Annotated in this window: 18 protein-coding genes; 13 read left to right on the plus strand and 5 right to left on the minus strand. The window is 66.0% G+C overall.

All coding sequences use genetic code 11. From position 1 onward, the window contains the following. The first annotated feature begins 291 nt into the window (after positions 1-291). On the plus strand, positions 292-2,859 hold the full coding sequence (topA, locus tag SP6_RS07870) for a type I DNA topoisomerase (RefSeq protein ID WP_007403904.1): 2,568 nt from the start codon (positions 292-294) through the stop codon (positions 2,857-2,859). 43 nt (positions 2,860-2,902) lie between these two features. Here topA and SP6_RS07875 read toward each other — a convergent pair whose 3' ends face one another. Continuing rightward, complete coding sequence (locus SP6_RS07875; RefSeq protein ID WP_007403779.1) at positions 2,903-3,208, minus strand: hypothetical protein; 306 nt, start codon at positions 3,206-3,208, stop codon at positions 2,903-2,905. Between the two features lie 77 nt (positions 3,209-3,285). Then, positions 3,286-4,128 (minus strand): pantoate--beta-alanine ligase, encoded by an 843-nt coding sequence (gene panC, locus SP6_RS07880; RefSeq protein WP_007403645.1) that lies wholly within the window; start codon positions 4,126-4,128, stop codon positions 3,286-3,288. A gap of 75 nt (positions 4,129-4,203) precedes the next feature. Here panC and SP6_RS07885 point away from each other — a divergent pair, with 75 nt between their 5' ends. Genes SP6_RS07885 through pgmG form a run of 3 tightly spaced genes read left to right on the plus strand, consistent with a single transcriptional unit; the run spans position 4,204 to position 6,661 of the window. Further along, entirely contained in the window at positions 4,204-5,013 is an 810-nt protein-coding gene (locus SP6_RS07885; protein ID WP_007403683.1) for a division plane positioning ATPase MipZ, read from the plus strand. Positions 5,014-5,025: 12 nt separating this feature from the next. Beyond that, positions 5,026-5,295 (plus strand): J domain-containing protein, encoded by a 270-nt coding sequence (locus SP6_RS07890; protein WP_007403898.1) that lies wholly within the window; start codon positions 5,026-5,028, stop codon positions 5,293-5,295. Continuing rightward, positions 5,288-6,661 carry a phosphoglucomutase/phosphomannomutase PgmG gene (gene pgmG, locus SP6_RS07895; protein WP_007403938.1) on the plus strand — a complete coding sequence of 458 codons (1,374 nt, stop codon included), beginning with the start codon at positions 5,288-5,290 and terminating at the stop codon, positions 6,659-6,661. The genes SP6_RS07890 and pgmG overlap by 8 nt, the downstream gene beginning before the upstream one ends. Before the next feature lie 134 nt (positions 6,662-6,795). On the opposite strand, the gene SP6_RS07900 is transcribed toward pgmG, so the two are convergent. Next, the gene (locus SP6_RS07900) at positions 6,796-7,905 is read right to left on the minus strand and encodes a M14 family metallopeptidase (protein ID WP_007403737.1); all 1,110 of its coding nucleotides are present in this window, start codon (positions 7,903-7,905) and stop codon (positions 6,796-6,798) included. Between the two features lies 1 nt (position 7,906). Beyond that, complete coding sequence (locus SP6_RS07905) at positions 7,907-8,524, minus strand: DUF4136 domain-containing protein (protein WP_007403944.1); 618 nt, start codon at positions 8,522-8,524, stop codon at positions 7,907-7,909. 213 nt (positions 8,525-8,737) lie between these two features. Between SP6_RS07905 and ykgO the strand changes: the two genes are divergently transcribed. Together ykgO and SP6_RS07915 are read left to right on the plus strand one after the other, a co-directional pair. Then, entirely contained in the window at positions 8,738-8,863 is a 126-nt protein-coding gene (ykgO, locus tag SP6_RS07910; protein WP_003046794.1) for a type B 50S ribosomal protein L36, read from the plus strand. Between the two features lie 12 nt (positions 8,864-8,875). Then, entirely contained in the window at positions 8,876-9,532 is a 657-nt protein-coding gene (locus tag SP6_RS07915; RefSeq protein WP_227876685.1) for an HAD family hydrolase, read from the plus strand. A gap of 181 nt (positions 9,533-9,713) precedes the next feature. Here SP6_RS07915 and SP6_RS07920 read toward each other — a convergent pair whose 3' ends face one another. After that, positions 9,714-10,319, minus strand: a complete 606-nt coding sequence (locus SP6_RS07920; protein WP_007403656.1) for a L,D-transpeptidase family protein — start codon at positions 10,317-10,319, stop codon at positions 9,714-9,716. Between the two features lie 198 nt (positions 10,320-10,517). Here SP6_RS07920 and SP6_RS07925 point away from each other — a divergent pair, with 198 nt between their 5' ends. The 7 genes from SP6_RS07925 (at position 10,518) to SP6_RS07955 (ending at position 17,447) form a co-directional block, all read left to right on the plus strand. Continuing rightward, positions 10,518-11,243, plus strand: a complete 726-nt coding sequence (locus tag SP6_RS07925; protein WP_007403853.1) for a murein L,D-transpeptidase catalytic domain family protein — start codon at positions 10,518-10,520, stop codon at positions 11,241-11,243. A gap of 241 nt (positions 11,244-11,484) precedes the next feature. Beyond that, entirely contained in the window at positions 11,485-12,147 is a 663-nt protein-coding gene (hisG, locus tag SP6_RS07930) for an ATP phosphoribosyltransferase (RefSeq protein WP_007403849.1), read from the plus strand. Continuing rightward, on the plus strand, positions 12,144-13,439 hold the full coding sequence (gene hisD, locus SP6_RS07935) for a histidinol dehydrogenase (RefSeq protein ID WP_007403800.1): 1,296 nt from the start codon (positions 12,144-12,146) through the stop codon (positions 13,437-13,439). Before hisG ends, hisD begins: the two co-directional genes overlap by 4 nt. Continuing rightward, positions 13,439-13,852, plus strand: a complete 414-nt coding sequence (gene aac(6') / locus SP6_RS07940; RefSeq protein WP_397567801.1) for an aminoglycoside 6'-N-acetyltransferase — start codon at positions 13,439-13,441, stop codon at positions 13,850-13,852. Before hisD ends, aac(6') begins: the two co-directional genes overlap by 1 nt. A gap of 163 nt (positions 13,853-14,015) precedes the next feature. Then, entirely contained in the window at positions 14,016-14,471 is a 456-nt protein-coding gene (nusB, locus tag SP6_RS07945; RefSeq protein ID WP_007403931.1) for a transcription antitermination factor NusB, read from the plus strand. A gap of 13 nt (positions 14,472-14,484) precedes the next feature. Then, on the plus strand, positions 14,485-15,390 hold the full coding sequence (gene thiL / locus SP6_RS07950) for a thiamine-phosphate kinase (RefSeq protein WP_007403727.1): 906 nt from the start codon (positions 14,485-14,487) through the stop codon (positions 15,388-15,390). A 137-nt stretch (positions 15,391-15,527) separates the two neighbouring features. Then, on the plus strand, positions 15,528-17,447 hold the full coding sequence (locus SP6_RS07955) for an alpha/beta hydrolase family protein (RefSeq protein WP_408021889.1): 1,920 nt from the start codon (positions 15,528-15,530) through the stop codon (positions 17,445-17,447). Positions 17,448-17,473: the final 26 nt, after the last annotated feature.

Here is a 17,473-nt window from a genome sequence, read left to right on the forward strand (position 1 = left end):
CTGGCGTAGAAACTGGGCTATGTCCTTCACGACAAACCTCATTATCCGGGTGCGGCCTTGCGATTTGTTCGAGAGGTTTGAGCGTGGCCTTCGACTTCGCTCAGGCCGAACGGCGGTTGGGAATCAAAGCCGCCCACCCCTCCATCCGTTCAGCCTGACCGCAGTCGAAGGCCACGCCCCGGCGTCATTCGCGTCCCAGCCCTGACCAAGGCCGGGGCTAACCCCGCTTGACGGCCCCCCGCCCCCTCCCCATCCTCGCGTACACACGTAAGGGACGTAGTTTTACCACTCATGCAGCTTGTCATCGTCGAATCGCCCGCCAAGGCGAAGACCATCGAGAAATATCTGGGGTCGGACTACCGCGTCCTGGCAAGCTATGGTCACGTCCGCGACCTGCCGCCCAAGGACGGTTCGGTCGATCCGGACCAGAATTTTTCGATGGAGTGGGAGAATTACGCGGACAAGGCGCGTCAGCTCAAGGCGATCGCCGACGAGGCCAAGAAGGCCGACCGACTGATCCTGGCCACCGACCCCGATCGCGAGGGCGAGGCGATTTCTTGGCACGTCCAGGAGGTTCTGAAGAACCGCAAGGCGCTGCCCGACAAGGTGGAGCGCGTCACCTTCAACGCGATCACCAAGCCCGCCATCCTGCACGCGATGCAGAATCCGCGCGAGCTGGATACCGACCTGATCGACGCGTATCGCGCACGCCGCGCGCTCGACTATCTGGTGGGCTTCACCCTGTCGCCGGTGCTGTGGCGCAAGCTGCCGGGTGCCAAGTCGGCGGGGCGCGTCCAGTCGGTGGCGCTGCGCCTGATCGTCGGGCGCGAGCGCGAGATCGAAGCATTCCGCCCACAGGAATATTGGTCGGTGACGGCCGATATGGAGCAGGACGGCACCCCCTTCGTCGCGCGCCTGGTCCAGTGGGAGGGCAAGAAGCTCGACCGCCTGTCGATCGGCAATGAAGGCGACGCGACCCGTGCCAAGGCCGATGTCGAGGCGAGCCGCTTCCAGGTCCAGTCGGTCGAGACCAAGCCCGCGACGCGCAACCCGCCGCCGCCCTTCACCACCTCGACCCTGCAACAGGAGGCCGCGCGCAAGCTGGGCTTCTCGGCCGATCACACGATGCGGATCGCGCAGCAGCTCTACGAGGACGGCGCGATCACCTACATGCGTACCGACGGCGTCCAGATGGACGGCTCGGCGATCTCAGCGGCGCGGAAAGCCGTGGCCGACCGCTATGACGCGTCCTACGTCCCGGACAAGCCGCGCGTCTATCAGTCTAAGGCCAAGAACGCGCAAGAAGCGCACGAGGCGATCCGCCCTACCGATTTCAGCCGCGACCATGCGGGTTCGGGCGATCATGGCCGCCTCTATGACCTGATCTGGAAGCGCGCGCTGGCGTCGCAAATGGCCTCGGCGCGGATGGAGCGGACCACCATCGATATGGCCGACGGCACCGGCCGCCATGTCCTGCGCGCGACCGGACAGGTCGTGCTCTTCCCCGGCTATCTGGCGCTCTATGAGGAAGGCCAGGACGACAGCCAGGACGAAGAGGCCCGCCGCCTCCCCCGCCTGCGCGAGGGCGACGCCCCTGCGAAGAAGGAGGTCAAGGCCGAGCAGCACTTCACCCAGCCGCCGCCGCGCTTCTCCGAGGCGTCGCTGGTCAAGCGGATGGAGGAACTCGGCATCGGGCGTCCGTCCACCTATGCCTCGATCATCAAGACGCTGAAGGACCGGGCCTATGTCCGCGTCGAGAAGAATCGCTTCTTCGCCGAGGAGAGCGGGCGGCTGGTGACGGCGTTCCTCGAGCGCTTCTTCGAGAAATATGTCGGCTACGACTATACCGCCGAGCTGGAGGAGGAGCTGGACGACGTGTCCGGCGGCCGTGCCCAGTGGCAGGCGGTGCTCGACGCCTTCTGGCGCGACTTCAAGCCGCGTACCTCGGAAGTCATGGAACAGCAGCCCTCGGCAATTACCGCCGAACTGGATCAATTCCTCGCGCCTTACCTCTTCCCCGAAAAGGCGGACGGGTCAGATCCCCGCCTCTGCCCGAACTGCGGCGAGGGCAAGCTCGCTCTTCGGGGTGGCCGGTTCGGCGCGTTCATCGCTTGCTCCAACTATCCCGAGTGCAAATATACCCGTCGCTTCGCCCAAGGCGGCGAAGGGGCTGGTGAGGATTCGGGACCCGAGACGCTGGGCCAGGACCCCGAAACCGGTCTCCCGGTCGAGCGGAAGTCGGGGCGGTTCGGCCCCTATATCCAGCTGGGTGAGGGCAAGGATGCCAAGCGCGCCTCGATCCCCAAGGATATCGATCTCGATCTGGAATGGGCGCTGAAGCTGCTCCATCTGCCGCGCACCATCGGCAACCACCCCGAGACGGGCGAACCGATCACCGCGTCGATCGGACGTTACGGGCCGTATCTCGCGCATTCGGGTAAATATGCGCGTCTGTCCTCGACGGCCGAAGTGTTCGAAACGGGCATGAACGCCGCCGTGGTCAAGCTGGCCGAAGCCGCAGCCGGTGGCGGCCGTGCCGCGCGCAGCACCGCATCACGCGAACCGCTGAAAATTCTTGGCAAGCATCCGCGTACCGAGGCGGAGATCAAGCTGATGGAAGGGCGCTACGGCGCCTATGTCACGGACGGCGAGACAAATGCGACCATCCCCAAGACGGTCGACAAGGATCAGCTGACGCTGGAGGAAGCTGCGCAATTGATCGACGCGCGGGCGGCGGCCGCTCCGGCGCGCAAGAAACCGGCGAAGAAGGCCCCGGCCAAAAAGGCAGCGGCGAAGAAGCCGGCGGAGAAGAAGGCGCCTGCCAAGAAAGCGGCGGCCAAACCGAAAAGCGCCGCCTGATCCTGTCCTCCCCAACGAGGCGGATCGGCGCGCGGAGGATCGGTCAGGCCGCGCGCATCTGTACCGTGGCGCCGTAGAGGAAGGCGCGGGCCTGGCGCTGCGCCTCGGCGATTTCGCGCGCGGTCATGTCGGTCGCGACTTCCGCGCGCGCGATCTGCGCCGGCAGGAAGCCCGCCACCGCCGCCAGGTTGAACCACTTATGCGCCTCGATCAGGTCGTAGCGGACACCGCCCGACCCGGTGGAATAGGCGACACCCAGATCATACATCGTCGCGCCATTCTGGCTCGCCATCTGGTCGGCGAGCCGGCTCTCCATCAGGAACTGCGCGCTCTTGCTGCTATTGGCCATATAAGCCCCCGTTATCGAACATCTATCCTGTTCGATTCGGAGATTATGCCCATAACGGTCACAAATTGGTTAATCGATTAACCGTCTGTGACAGCGATGTTATCGATCAGTCGGGTCGATCCCATACGCGCCGCCGCCAGCAAGCGACGAGGCCGATCGGCGGCTGGATTCGCCGCCAGCGTCTCCGCATCGGCCAAGGCGACATAGTCGACCTCGAACCCGGCGGCGGTCAGGGTCGCGCGCGCATCGCCGAGCACCGTGGCCGCATCCTCGCCCCGGCCGATCGCCCGCGCGGCCACGCCCAGCGCGCGCGGCAACGCCACCGCCTTGGCCCGCTGCTCCTCGTCGAGATAGATGTTGCGCGACGACAGGGCGAGGCCATCATCATCGCGCTGGGTCGGCACGCCGACGATCTCGATCCCGAAATCCAGATCGGCGACCATGCGGCGAATCACCGCCAGCTGCTGAAAATCCTTCTCGCCGAAATAGGCGGCGTCGGGCTTCACTTGGTTGAACAGCTTGGCGACCACGGTTGCGACGCCATCGAAATGGCCGGGGCGCGATTCTCCATCATAGCCCTCGCTGACACCCGCGACATGGATCGTTGTCGCATGCCCCTCGGGATACATCACCTCGACGCCCGGCATCCAGACGAGGTCGCAACCCGCCTCGGTCAGCATGCGCAGGTCGGACTGCTCGCGACGGGGATAGCGGCCGAGATCCTCGTTCGGCCCGAACTGCTTGGGATTGACGAAAATCGACGCCACCACCTTGGTGCCCGGCCGCTTCGCCGCTTCGATCAGCGCGATATGGCCGGCATGGAGCGCACCCATGGTCGGCACGAAGGCGACACGCGCACCATCGGTCCGCAGCGCGTCCAGCGCCGCTGCCAAGGCTTCGCGATCCCGAATGACTTGCACTGATTTTACCCCTCGTTCCCCACGCCGAGGGCTTCTATGTAGGGTGGCAACGGGGATCAATAAGGAAGCGACGAGTTGCCGGAACGGCTATCTTCAACGCACGTCATTGTCTTTGCCAATGAAAAAGGTGGCACTGGCAAATCGACGACGGCGGTTCATGTGGCGATCGCGCTGGCCGCGAAGGGCGCACGCGTGGCGTGTCTCGATCTGGATCATCGCCAGCGGACGGTGGGCCGCTATCTCGACAATCGGGCGGAGACGATCAAGCGCACCGGGCACAAGCTGCCCATGCCGGTGCACGCGACCCATAGCAGCCAGACCGAGGAGGGGTTCGAGGAGCTCTGGTTCGGCCTGTCGCAGGATGCGGACTTCCTGATCGTCGACACGCCGGGCCGCGACGACCATTTCGCGCGGACGGCGGCGGCGCTGTCGAATACGCTGGTCACGCCGATGAACGACAGCTTCGTCGACTTCGACCTGATCGGACAGGTCGACCCGGAGACGTTCCAGGTGACGCGCCCCAGCTTCTATTCGGAGCTGATCTGGGACGCGCGCAAGCAGCGCGCGCGCGCCGATGGCACCACCATCGACTGGGTCGTGCTGCGCAACCGGTTGCAGCATATCGAGGCGCGCAACATGCGCCGCGTGTCCGATGCGCTGACAGATCTGTCGCGTCGCGTCGGCTTCCGGGTAATCCCGGGGCTGGGCGAGCGCGTCATCTATCGCGAGATGTTCCCCAACGGCCTGACCATGATCGACGCCAAGGAATTCGGCGCGATGGGGCTGGGCCATGTCGCCGCGCGGCAGGAACTGCGCGAGATGATGGCGGCGCTACAACTGCCCGAGGCCTGGGCGGAACCCGGCGCGCGCCCCGATGCGGCCTGATCGGGTCGCTGCGTGAAGTGGCTGCTCGCGCTGCTCGTGATCTGGCTGGTGTGGCGCTATCTGCCGCGCCCCAGAAAGGCCGCGCTGCAACCCCGGCTGCCGCAGGATGAGGCCGAGGCGCTGGCGATCCTCGACCTGCCGCCCGGGGCCGATGCGGAAGCGATCCGCCAGGCGCATCGCCGGCTGGTCGGCCAGGTCCATCCCGATCGCGGCGGCTCGGCCGATCTGACGCGGCGGGTGAACGCCGCGCGCAACCTGCTGCTGGATCGCCGCAATGGCTGAGCGCGCCGCCGCGATCCACCCTACGGCGCTGCGTGAGTATGACGTGCGCGGCACCGTGCCCGAGACGCTGGACGAAGGCGCCGCCTATGCGGTCGGGCGCGGCTTTGCGACGCGGTTGCGGCGCGCGGGCGGCACCCGTGTCGCGGTCGGCCGCGACGGGCGGCTGAGTTCGCCCGCGCTGAAGGCCGCGCTGATCGAGGGGCTGACCGACAGCGGCGTCGATGTCGTCCGGCTGGGCCTGGGGCCTACGCCGATGGTCTATTTCGCCGAGGCGACCTTAGGGGTGGACGGCGCCGTACAGGTAACGGGCAGCCACAACCCCCGCGACGACAATGGCTTCAAGATGGTGCTGCATCATCGCCCCTTTTTTGGCGAGGATGTGCAGGATCTGGCGCGGATGGCGGCGGCGCGCGACTGGACGCAAGGGGCCGGCCGGGTCGAGCAGCATGATATTCTCGACGCCTATGTCGATCGGCTGGTCGCGGGCTTTGCGGGCGGCGAATATCGGATCGGCTGGGACTGCGGCAGCGGCGCGGCGGGGCCGGTCATCGAAAAGCTCGTGCAGCGCCTGCCGGGTGAGCATCATACGCTGTTCACCGATGTGGACGGTCATTTCCCGCATCATCACCCCGATCCGACGGTCGAGGCGAATCTAGAGGCGCTGAAACGGCTGGTCGCCGACAGACGCCTCGATTTCGGATTCGCTTTCGATGGCGATGGCGATCGAATCGGTGCGGTCGATGGCCAGGGCCGGGTGATCTGGGGTGACCAGATCCTGATGATCCTGGCCACCCCCACGCTCGCCGAGCATCCCGGCGCACCGATCGTCGCCGATGTGAAGGCCAGCCAGGTGCTGTTCGACCATATCGCGGCGCTGGGCGGCCAACCGGTGATGTGGAAGACCGGCCACAGCCTCATGAAGACCAAAATGGTCGAAACGGCCGCGCCGCTGGGCGGTGAGATGTCGGGCCATATGTTCTTCGCGGGCGAATGGTACGGGTTCGACGATGCGCATTATGCCGCGATCCGCCTGATCCGTGCGGTACATCTGGCGGGGCGCTCAATGACCGAGTTGCGGGGAAGCATGCCCGCCATGGTCGATATCCCCGAAACACGGATCAAGGTGGCGGAGGCGGAGAAGTTCGCCATCGTCGACCGGGTAGCGGCGGCGCTGCGGACCGAGGGGGCGGAGATCAACGATACCGATGGCGTCCGGGTGAAGACCACGGATGGCTGGTGGCTGCTGCGCGCGTCCAATACGCAGGCGGCGCTGACGGTGCGTGCCGAGGCGCGGGATGATGCCGGATTGGCGCAGGTGCTGGCGGAACTGGACCGCTATCTCGCGGCGGAGGGCGTGCGGCGATAGGCGTTGGGGCGTGGCCTTCGACTTCGCTCAGGCTGAACGGAGCGGGGGAATGTCCGATACAACCCAAAGGCCGCTCAGCCTGAGCGCCGTCGAAGGCCAAGGGAAGCCCGTTCCACGGGGCTCCCCCGCTACCGTCAAATCTCTCCGATCATCTCGCTCAACACCTCCAGGCACGACACGCCCAGCTTCGCCGAACGCTCGCCCGACCATCCGTGCACCGCGTCCGGATTGGGATCGTGATCCTTGAACGGCATTTCCAGCGTCACCGACACCGCGCCGAATCGCTCGGCGAGCTGGTTGGTCGACATGGACAGGTTCGCATTGCCCGCGCTCGCCTTTTCATAGCCCATCTGGGTCTGGAAATCGGGCGTGTGCGCGGCCAAGCGGCGGCCGAATTCATAGAATTTGGCGCCGTGATCCTCGGTCCAGCTGGGAATCCCCTCATAGCCAGCGATGAAGTTGGCCGGGATGGCCTCGTCGCCATGCGCGTCGATCGCGAAGTCGACGCCCGTCTGGTCCATCCGGTTGCGCACGCACAATACCTCGGGGCTGCGCTCGGGCGTGGGATCATGCCATTCGCGGTTGAGGTTCACCCCCGCCGCATTGGTGCGAAGATGCCCGCGCCGCGTGCCGTCCGGATTCATGTTGGGCACGACATGGACGGTCGCCGCCGCCAGCAGCGATTCGGCCGCCGGGCTGGTCAGCCAGTCGAGCGCGCCCTCCATCCACCATTCGGCCATCGATTCGCCGGGATGCTGGCGGGCATAGAGCCATACCTGCTTGGCACCGGTGCCGAGGCGGAGATAATCGATCGGCTGGCCGTCCAGCGTCTCGCCGATCTGCTCGTGATGCACACCCTTGGCCGCGATCCGCGCGACCAGGTCGTGATGCCGTTCCATCGTATAGGGCTCGAAATAGGCGAACCAGACGAGATCGGTCTCGCCCGCCCACTTCCACTCGATGACCCCGTCGGCATAGTGGGTCGGCGTCATCCGCCAGTCACGCCGATCGGTCGAAGCGCGGACATGATAACCCGGCCAGCCAAAGGGATAGGCCGACCCCGCGCCGTTGAGGATGCGGAAGGTCAGCGTCCGCCCCTTCACCCCGCCGGCGCGGAAATAGAACCATTGGTAGAAGTCCGACTGATGGTCGTTGACGATTTCCAGGTCGACCCGGTCGCCCTCGATGCCCACCACGCGGATATTGCCGCCGTCGAACGCGGCGTTGATCGTCAGGTCGCTCACGTCACTTCACCTCGATCGTACGACCCGATTCGCCCGGGAATTTGGTGAAGAGCGCATCGGCCAGCTTGGCGGCCTGTGCCTGCGCGTCGATCTTGGCCAGCGTTTCGACCGGCGCGATGTTGCGCGCGCTGCCTTCCCAGATCGGCGACTGGTCCATGCGGCGCTTGATCTGGACCGACAGCTCGGTGCCGATGATCTCTTGCGGGCGGCTCTTGCCGATCGGGAAGCTCAGCCCTCCGCCCAGCCCGACGCCGCCACCGCGATTGCCTGAGAAGCTGCCGCCGCCCAGGCCGATCGAAAAGGGCGAGGGGCGCGGCGGGCCTAGCCGATTGGCGCGGGTGAAGGACACGGTCGCGATATAATCGGGCTGCGCATCCCCCTGGGGCAGCGAATAGCCATTGCGCAGCAGCGCGGTTTCGACGGCGGCGGCATAGGTCTTGAACTCGATGCTGGCCGGGCCGGTGTTCGACAGCGGTTCGACCCGGATGGTGCCGCGCGCGATCGGTTCGCCCAGGTGATAGCGGATCACCTCGGTCGGCGGCAGGCGCCCGCCCGTGGTGGAACAGGCGGCCAGCGTACCGGCGGCGGCCGCGAGGATCAGGAGCGAGCGGGCTTTCATGGGTTGAGGGCACCTTCGAGATAACGGATGGGAAGATGTTACGGATAGGCAACGCATGACATATGGGCGATGATCCCCCAACGGAAGAGGCGGCCTGCATCCCATCCGCCCAAGTGACTCCGATGTCATGTCCCAACCTTGACTTGGGGCGGCATTGCCACTAGGCGGCGACGCTTTCCAGATCACCTCCAGTTCAAAAGAAGCGAATCGATCATGAAGATCCGCAATTCCCTGAAGTCGCTCAAGGATCGTCACCGGGACAACCGCGTGATCCGCCGTCGCGGCCGCACCTACGTCATCAACAAGACCAACCGTCGTTTCAAGGCGCGCCAGGGCTAATCACCCTTGTGGCTGATCGACACGGACGCGCACGGCCAGTCGGCCGGCTTGCGTCCCGATCGGCCGACCGCCGTCATTTTCGACGTCGGGCGTGTCCTGTACGACTGGGACCCGCGCATATTGTATCGGCGCCTGATCGCGGACGATCGGGCGCTCGATGCATTTGTGCGCGACGTCGTCACGACCGAATGGCATTTTCAGCATGATGCCGGCCGCGACTTCGCCGACACCTCGGCGGAGCTGATCGCGCTTTATCCGCAGCACCGCGATCTGATCGCCGCCTGGGGCCCACGCTTCAGCGAGAGCATCGGCGATCCGATCCCGGGGATGCATGAACTGGTCGCCGAACTCGATTCGGCGGGCGTGCCGCTGTTCGCGATCACGAACTTCAGCCATGAATTCTGGCCGCCCTTCCGTTCGCGCGAAGCCGCTCTGTTCGATCGCTTTCGCGACATCGTCGTGTCAGGCGACGAAAAGCTCGTGAAGCCCGATCCCGCCATCTACCGCCTGGCGCTCGCCCGATTCGGGCTGGAGCCGCATCAGGCGGTGTTCATCGACGACAATCGCGCCAATGTCGATGCGGCGGCGGCGATGGGGATCGTGGCGTTGCACTTTAGCGACGCGACGACGTTGCGGCCGCAGCTCCTTGAATTGGGATTGCTCGCCTAGCTACGCCGATGCTCGTGGCCTTCGACTTCGCTCAGGCTGCCCCGGGTGCCGGGCGGTAGGCGGAAATGGCATGGCGCCATTGAGGCACGGGCGTTTCGACTTCGATCAGCGCAAACAAAGCGGGTGGTCTTATGCCCACCTCCGTTCAGCCGGAGCGAAGTCGAAGGCCACGCCCCAATGCTTACCGGTCCAATGATGCGAGCTGCGCCTGATTCGCTTGCATCGCGTCGGTCTGGAGCAGCGCCGGATCGAAATGATCGCCGACCATCTGATCGGTGACGACCACATTGGTCCCGACCGACGTTATCGAGAACAGCTTCTTGGCAAAAGCCGCCGGCAGGCGGATGCAGCCATGCGAATCGGGAAAGCCGGGATTCTTGCCGGCATGGAGCGCCACGCCGTCCCAGGTCAGCCGCTGCATGAAGGGCATGGGCGCGCTGTCATAGAGATTGCTGTGATGCATCTCGCGCTTCTGGAGGATCGGGAAGATGCCGACCGGTGTGTCCTTCCCATCCTTGCCCGTCGACACCGATGCCGCCGCGACCATGGTATCACCACGATAGACATAGGCGCGCTGCATGGGGATGCTCACGACAACCGTCACCGGCATCTGCACCGGATCGACCGCCATCATCTGCGGATCGGCCCAGACAAAGCGATTCGGCGCGAGAGCGGCAGCAGCCTGAGCGATCGTGGTGGTGGCGGCACCGTCATCGGCGGCCATGGCCGGCGCGGCTATACCCAGCGTCGTTGCGCCCAGCAGGGCGGCAAAAGCAAGAGCCTTCATATCCCTTTTCCTTGGCGAGTTCATAATTTCTTAAACCCGTCAAGCCACATTTTGTGCCGAGCGAAAATTTTTGCGCTCGCGCGGAACTTTCGTCGAATCGATGGAACCAAGCGATCAACCGATGGCCGGCGGGCAGAAATTCCGCCTCTGTTCTGCTATCTGAGGAGTCGCGGGACTTCTGGGGTTAGAAGGATCATAATGCTCGAAAATCTGGACGCGGCGCCGGGTCGGCGCGCGCTGTTGAAGAATGCGCTGGTCCTGGCCGGCGCACTGGCAGTACCGGGGGCAGTCAATGCGCGCCAGCGTCTGACGGCGCGGGACTTGCGGCCGCTACATCAGCCGCCGCTGCCCAACCATCCGACCATGCCGAACCCGACCGAGGTCGCCACACGGCCGGCCTTCGCCTCGCCGCGCGTCGTCCGCTCGCCCTTGTTTCGCGAGGCGATGGCGGCGCTGCAAAAGCATGGCAGCCGCGTGCGCCAGCGTGACCGGATGGCGATCGTCGATTTCGCCGCCGGCTCGTCCGAGCCGCGCCTGCATCTGGTCGACCTAATCAGCGGCAAGAGCCAGTCGCTGCTCGTCGCGCATGGCAGCGGGTCGGACCCGTCGCATAGCGGCTATCTCCAGCGCTTTTCCAACGCGTTCAATTCCAACGCCAGCAGCGAGGGCGCCTTCCTGACCGACAATTATTATGTCGGCAAACATGGCCGGTCGCAGCGACTGATCGGGCTCGACCCGACCAACAACAATGCGCTGGGCCGCGCGATCGTGATCCATTCGGCTTGGTACGCCAATCGCGACATGATCAGTTCGCATGGCATGCTCGGCCGCAGCCAGGGCTGCTTCGCGGTCGGCGAGAATGACCTGGACCGCGTCTTCGCCAATCTCGGCCCCGGCCGGATGATCTACGCCGCGAAGGTGTAAGTACGCACATTCCTCCCCTTGCAGGGGAGGTGGCAGGCCGTCAGGCCTGACGAAGGGGTGTCCCGCTCTCGATAGGGCGACACCCTTCCACCAGCTTCGTGTTCGAGCGAGATTGTGCCCCCGGCACAATCTTGGTCTGCCGGGGGCAGACCAAAGCTCGAACACCCCCTCCCCTTGCAGGGGAGGAAATCCCGCACCGCCGTTGCGATCCCCGATGGGGGTGGGTAAGCCCCCGATCCTCATGGCCCAACCGCTGATCATCGCCGTCCCCAAGGGACGCATCCTGGCTGAGGCGCTGCCGCTGCTCGCCGCCGCCGGCATCCGGCCCGAACCGGCCTTCACCGACAAGGACAGCCGCGCACTGCGCTTTGCGACCGACGTCCCCGGCATCGAGCTGATCCGCGTCCGCGCCTTCGACGTCGCCACCTTCGTCGCGCACGGCGCGGCGCAGCTGGGCATCGTCGGCTCGGACGTGCTGTCCGAATTCGGCTATTCCGAACTCTATGCGCCGGTCGACCTCAAGATCGGCCATTGTCGCATCTCCGTCGCCGAGCCCGCCGCAATGGCGGAAAGCGACGACCCCCGCGGGTGGAGCCATGTCCGCGTCGCGACCAAATATCCGCATATCACCAGTCGCCACTTCGCGGCGCGCGGGGTGCAGGCCGAGTGCGTCAAGCTGAACGGCGCAATGGAGCTCGCCCCGACCTTGGGCCTGGCGCCGCGCATCGTCGACCTGGTGTCGTCGGGCCGTACGCTCAAGGAAAACGGGCTGGTCGAGGTGGAGGTGATCGAGGAGGTCACCTCGCGCCTGGTCGTCAACCGCGCCGCGATGAAGACGCGCGGACAGGTCGTGCCGCTGGTCGAGGCGTTCCGCCGCGCCGTGGCAGAAAGGAAAACGGCATGATCCGGCTCGACACGGGCGAAGCGGGGTTCGCGGCGGCGTTCGACGAACTAGTTGATGCTCGCCGCGAGAGCGATGCCGATGTCGCGCGCGACGTGCAGGTGATCCTGCGCGCGGTTCGCGACGATGGCGAGGCGGCGGTGGCGGCCTTTACCAAGCAGTTCGACGGCCATGACCTGGCTGAGACCGGCTGGCGGATCGAACCCGCCGATTGCCGGGCCGCCTATGAGGCGCTGGAGCCGGAACTCCGCGCCGCGCTCGATCTCGCCGCCGCACGCATCCGCGCCTATCACGAAAAGCAGAAGCCGACCGACACGGACTATGTCGATGCGCAGGGCGTGCGCCTGGGTGCGCGCTGGACGGCGGTGGATGCAGCGGGGCTTTATGTCCCCGGTGGGCGGGCGGCCTATCCCTCCTCGCTGCTGATGAACGCGATTCCCGCCAAGGTGGCCGGGGTCGAACGGCTGGTGATGGTCACCCCGACGCCCAAGGGCGAGATCAACCATCTGGTCCTCGCCGCCGCGCATCTGGCGGGCGTCGATGAGGTATGGCGGATCGGCGGGGCGCAGGCGATTGGCGCACTGGCTTATGGGGCGGGCCGCATCCAGCGGGTCGATGTCGTCACCGGCCCCGGCAATGCCTGGGTCGCGGAGGCCAAGCGACAAGTGTACGGCATGGTCGGCATCGACATGGTCGCCGGCCCCTCCGAGATCGTCGTCGTCGCGGACGGCAAGAACGACCCCGACTGGATCGCCGCCGACCTGCTGAGCCAGGCCGAGCATGACACGGTCACCCAGTCGATCCTGTTCACCGACGATGCCGACTTCGCGACCCGCGTCGCCGAGGCGGTGGACCGGCAAATCCCCGAACTGGCGACGGCTAGCGTCGCGCGTACCGCCTGGGACGCGAACGGCGCGATCATCGTCGTCGATTCGCTGGAGGCCGCGATGCCGCTGGTCGACCGGCTGGCGCCCGAGCATCTCGAACTGGCGGTGGACGATCCGCAGAGCCTGTTCGACCGTTTGCGGCATGCCGGATCGGTGTTCCTGGGCCGCCATACGCCCGAGGCGATTGGGGATTATGTCGCGGGGCCGAACCATGTCCTGCCGACCGGCCGCCGCGCGCGCTTCGCCAGCGGGCTGTCGGTGCTCGACTTCATGAAGCGGACCAGCTTCCTCGGCCTGACCGAGACGGCGCTGGCCGAACTGGGCCCAGCCACGGTGGCGCTCGCCCATGCCGAGGGCTTGCCCGCGCATGCCAAGTCGGTGGCACTGCGGCTGCGGCTCAACCGGTGATCGTCACGCCCGCCGCGCCGGAGCATCGGGAGCGATGGCTGGCGTTGCGGACGGCGCTCTGGGGCGAGGAAGCGGGCGATCCGGCGGACTTGCCCGAGGGCGACGGGAGTTTCGTCGCGTTGGTGGACGGCCAGGTGATCGCTTTTGCCGAGGCGGCGATTCGGCACGATTACGTCAATGGCTGCGACGGTTCGCCGGTGGCGTTTCTGGAAGGACTCTTTGTCGATCCGGATCATCGGCGGCGCGGTGTGGCCCGCGCGCTGGTCGCGGCGGTGGCGGAATGGGGCCGGGTAGAAGGGTGTACGGAGTTCGCATCGGATGCCGAACTCGACAATCTCGACAGTCATGCGATGCACTGGGCGCTCGGGTTCGCCGAGACCGAGCGGGTGGTGTACTTCCGTCGGGAATTGTGAGGGGTTCGGCGCTTGGCCTTCGACTTCGCTCAGGCTGAACGGGGTTGGGTATCCAGCCCAGTTTCCCAACCGCCGTTCAGCCTGAGCGAAGTCGAAGGCCACGCTTCACCCTCACCCACCAAAGGGCGTGACGGATCGGTGACAGCCCGGTAAAGGCCCGCCAATGACTCGTCCCACCGCCCGTAGCCAGGCGCGCGCCGCCGCGCGCCTTGCCGCCGTTCAGGCGCTTTATCAGCATGACATGGAAAAGACCCCGCTGGCGGCGCTGCTCCATGAGTTTCACAACCACCGCATCGGCGCGACGATCGAAGACGTCGAATATGCCGATGCCGACATCGATTTCTTCGACGACATCGTGAAGGGCGTGCATGCGCGGCTGGGCGAGATCGATCTGATGATCGAGGGCAAGCTGGCCTCGGGCTGGACGCTCAGCCGGCTCGATCGGCCGATGAAGGCGATCCTGCGCGCCGGCACCTACGAGCTGATCGCGCGCCGTGACGTGCCTGTGGGCGCGGTGATCAGCGAATATGTCGATGTCGCCCATGCTTTCTACGAGAAGCGTGAATCGGGCTTCGTCAACGGCCTGCTCGACGCGATCGCCAAGGTCGCGCGGGCCTGACGCCCCGCCGCCGATGACCGAGGCGGAGTTCATCGCTCATCTACGCCGGATGCCGTTGCACCCCGGCGCGCATGGGCTGGTGGACGACAGCGCGGTGATCGACACCGGGCCGCTGGTCGTCACCACCGACACGTTGGTCGAGGGGGTGCATTTCCTCCCCGACGACCCGCCCGGCGATGTGGCGTGGAAGCTGGTCGCGACCAACCTCTCCGATCTCGCCGCCAAGGGCGCCCTGGTCGAAGGGGTGCTGCTCAACTATCCGCTGGGCGATGATGGCTGGGACGAGGCGTTCCTCGCGGGGCTGTCGGCGGTCCTCATCCGTTTCGACGCCCGGCTGATCGGCGGCGACACGGTATCCTTACGCGGTCCCCGTGTCCTGACGCTGACCGCCTTGGGGCGCGATGCCGCCGCTCCGGTACGCAGCGGCGCGAAGCCCGGCGATATGCTCTGGGTGACCGGCACGATCGGCGATGCCAGGCTGGGGCTCGCCATCGCCATGGGCGCCGATGGGCCCGAGGGCTTGCGCGATGCCTATCGCCGTCCCCAGCCCCGGCTCGACGAAGGGCGCGCGCTGGGCCCGATCGTCCACGCCATGATGGACGTGTCCGATGGCCTGTTGATCGACGCCGCTCGGATGGCGGCTGCGAGCGGCCTTGCCGTCGCGATCGACCTCGACGCGGTTCCGCTTTCGCCGGCCGCGCGCGCTTATGCCGGTGAGGACCGTCCCACCCGGCTGGCCGCCGCCACTGCCGGGGACGATTACGAACTGCTCTTCGCGCTGCCCCCCGAAGGCGTGCCACCCGTTCCCGCCACGCGGATCGGGCATTTTCGCCATGGCGAGGGGTTGAGCCTGTCCGACTCGGCCGGTCCGGTTCCCCTGCCCCCCCGTCTTGGTTTCGAACACGCATCGAGCCGCTGAAACCTCTTTTTCGCCGCCCCGCCCCGATGCTAATCCATGTCAGTCGGACACAGGGGAGATTGTCCGGCTGAGGGGGGAATGACGTGACGAAGGATGTGACGAAGATGCTGGGCGCGTCGATGATGGCGCTCGCCCTGATGAGCCTGACCGGTATGACGCAGGACAAGGCCGCCCCGCCGCCCGCGGCCGCCGCCAGTCCGGCCCCCGTCGCCGGTCCCGTCCCGGTCGAGGCCTTTGCCCTACTGCCAGAGTTCGAAAGCCCGTCGCTGTCACCCGACGGCACCCGCATCGCCGCCAAACGCGCGATCAACGGCAAGCAGTTCCTGATGGTCGCGCCGCTCGTCAAGGGCCAGGGCAAGCCCGCGCTGGCGGCGCTGAGCGACAAGGTCGACGTCAATTGGTGGCGTTGGGTCAATGACGAATGGCTGGTCGTCGGGCTGGGCAGCCAGGACACGCTGCAGGGCGAAGACTTCTACGTCACCCGCCTGATCGGCATCCGCGCCGACATGACCAAGATGGTCCGGATCGACTGGGAAAATTCGGGCTTCCGCGCCGACGAAGTCCTGTGGACCGCCCGCGACGGCAGCCCGCGTATCCTGTTCGCCAAGCAGACGGGCATCTATAATATGCAGGACGTCTACCCATCGGTGTACGAGGCGGACGTCTCGACCGGACGGGTCAAGCGGATCGCGAGCGGACAGACCGATGTGTGGGACTGGTATGCCGACGGCCAGGGCCAGTTGCGCATGGGCGTGCGCTACAGCGACGAGACCCGGCAGAAGAGCCTGCTCTATCGCCAGTCCAACGCCGAATCCTTCCGCACCATCGCCCGCGCCAATGGCCGCAAGGATGAATCGGTGCTGGTGCCGCGCATCTTCCGCGCCGATGGCACCGCGCTCGCGATCGACGACAGCGACGGTTACGACGCGCTGTACGAAGTCACGCTCCCCGACCTGAAGCTCGGCCGCAAGCTCAGCAGCGTCACCGGCTATGATATTGACGGGGTCATCGGCAACGAGACGGGCGACGATATCGCCGCCATCCGCTATACCGACCAGAGCTATCACGACGCCTGGACCGATCCGCGGATCAAGGAACTGCAAAACCTGGTCGACAAGGCGGTCGCGCCGCGCCGGGCCGAGATCACCTCATGGAACCGCGCGCGCACCCGCTTCCTGGTCGAGGTCGGCGGTCCGTCCCAGGCGGGCGCGCTCTATTATTGGGATACCGATTACGGGAACATGCAGTTCCTGACCTGGAACAACCCGCAACTGCGTGGACGCCGCCTGTCGCCGGTGCGCAGCGTCCGCTACGCCGCACGCGACGGCACCGCGATCGAGGCGGTGCTGACCCTGCCGCGCGACCGGCCGGACAAGAATCTACCGCTGATCGTGCTGCCCCATGGCGGGCCTTTCGCGCGCGATTCGGAAAGCTGGGACTGGTGGACGCAATATCTGGCCGAGCTCGGCTATGCGGTGATCCAGCCCAATTATCGCGGCTCGTCCGGCTATGGCACCGACTTTGCCAAGAAGGGCGAGGGCGAATGGGGCCTGAAGATGCAGGACGATCTGAACGACGCCGTCACCTATCTGGCGAAGGAAGGCATCGCCGACCCCAAGCGGGTGTGCATGGTCGGCGCGTCCTATGGCGGTTACGCCGCGATGCGCGCGGCGCAGCGTGACGGGGCGCTTTATCGCTGCGCCATTTCCTATGCCGGCGTGTCGGATCTTCAGGCGATGAAGCGCTACGACTCGCGCTTCCTGTTCGGCAAGACACGCGCCGATTGGCTGCATAAACAGGCCCCCGATTACCGCGCCGTGTCACCGCGCTTCGGCGCCGCTTCCATGACGATCCCGCTGCTGATCGTGCATGGCAAGGAGGACAAGCGCGTGCCCGTCAACCAGTCGCGGATGATGGCCGCTGCGCTTAAGGCCGCGGGCAAGCCGGTGAACTATATCGAACAACCGCTGGCCGACCATCATTTCACGCGCGGCGAGGACCGGTTGGAATTCCTGAAGGCGATGGCGGCGTTTCTGGCCAAGTATAATCCGGCGTGACGAGGTTCATTCCTCCCCTGCAAGGG

It is taken from the genome of Sphingomonas paucimobilis NBRC 13935 (assembly GCF_000739895.2).
Classification (GTDB): domain Bacteria; phylum Pseudomonadota; class Alphaproteobacteria; order Sphingomonadales; family Sphingomonadaceae; genus Sphingomonas; species Sphingomonas paucimobilis.

Excerpts from the sequence above, each read along its gene's own strand:
- topA (WP_007403904.1), top strand. The coding sequence starts at position 292 with ATGCAGCTTGTCATCGTCGAATCGCCCGCCAAGGCGAAGACCATCGAG.
- SP6_RS07875 (WP_007403779.1), bottom strand. The coding sequence starts at position 3,208 with ATGGCCAATAGCAGCAAGAGCGCGCAGTTCCTGATGGAGAGCCGGCTC.
- pgmG (WP_007403938.1), top strand. The coding sequence starts at position 5,288 with ATGGCTGAGCGCGCCGCCGCGATCCACCCTACGGCGCTGCGTGAGTAT.
- SP6_RS07905 (WP_007403944.1), bottom strand. The coding sequence starts at position 8,524 with ATGAAAGCCCGCTCGCTCCTGATCCTCGCGGCCGCCGCCGGTACGCTG.
- ykgO (WP_003046794.1), top strand. The coding sequence starts at position 8,738 with ATGAAGATCCGCAATTCCCTGAAGTCGCTCAAGGATCGTCACCGGGAC.
- SP6_RS07920 (WP_007403656.1), bottom strand. The coding sequence starts at position 10,319 with ATGAAGGCTCTTGCTTTTGCCGCCCTGCTGGGCGCAACGACGCTGGGT.
- SP6_RS07925 (WP_007403853.1), top strand. The coding sequence starts at position 10,518 with ATGCTCGAAAATCTGGACGCGGCGCCGGGTCGGCGCGCGCTGTTGAAG.
- hisG (WP_007403849.1), top strand. The coding sequence starts at position 11,485 with ATGGCCCAACCGCTGATCATCGCCGTCCCCAAGGGACGCATCCTGGCT.
- hisD (WP_007403800.1), top strand. The coding sequence starts at position 12,144 with ATGATCCGGCTCGACACGGGCGAAGCGGGGTTCGCGGCGGCGTTCGAC.
- nusB (WP_007403931.1), top strand. The coding sequence starts at position 14,016 with ATGACTCGTCCCACCGCCCGTAGCCAGGCGCGCGCCGCCGCGCGCCTT.
- thiL (WP_007403727.1), top strand. The coding sequence starts at position 14,485 with ATGACCGAGGCGGAGTTCATCGCTCATCTACGCCGGATGCCGTTGCAC.
- SP6_RS07955 (WP_408021889.1), top strand. The coding sequence starts at position 15,528 with ATGAGCCTGACCGGTATGACGCAGGACAAGGCCGCCCCGCCGCCCGCG.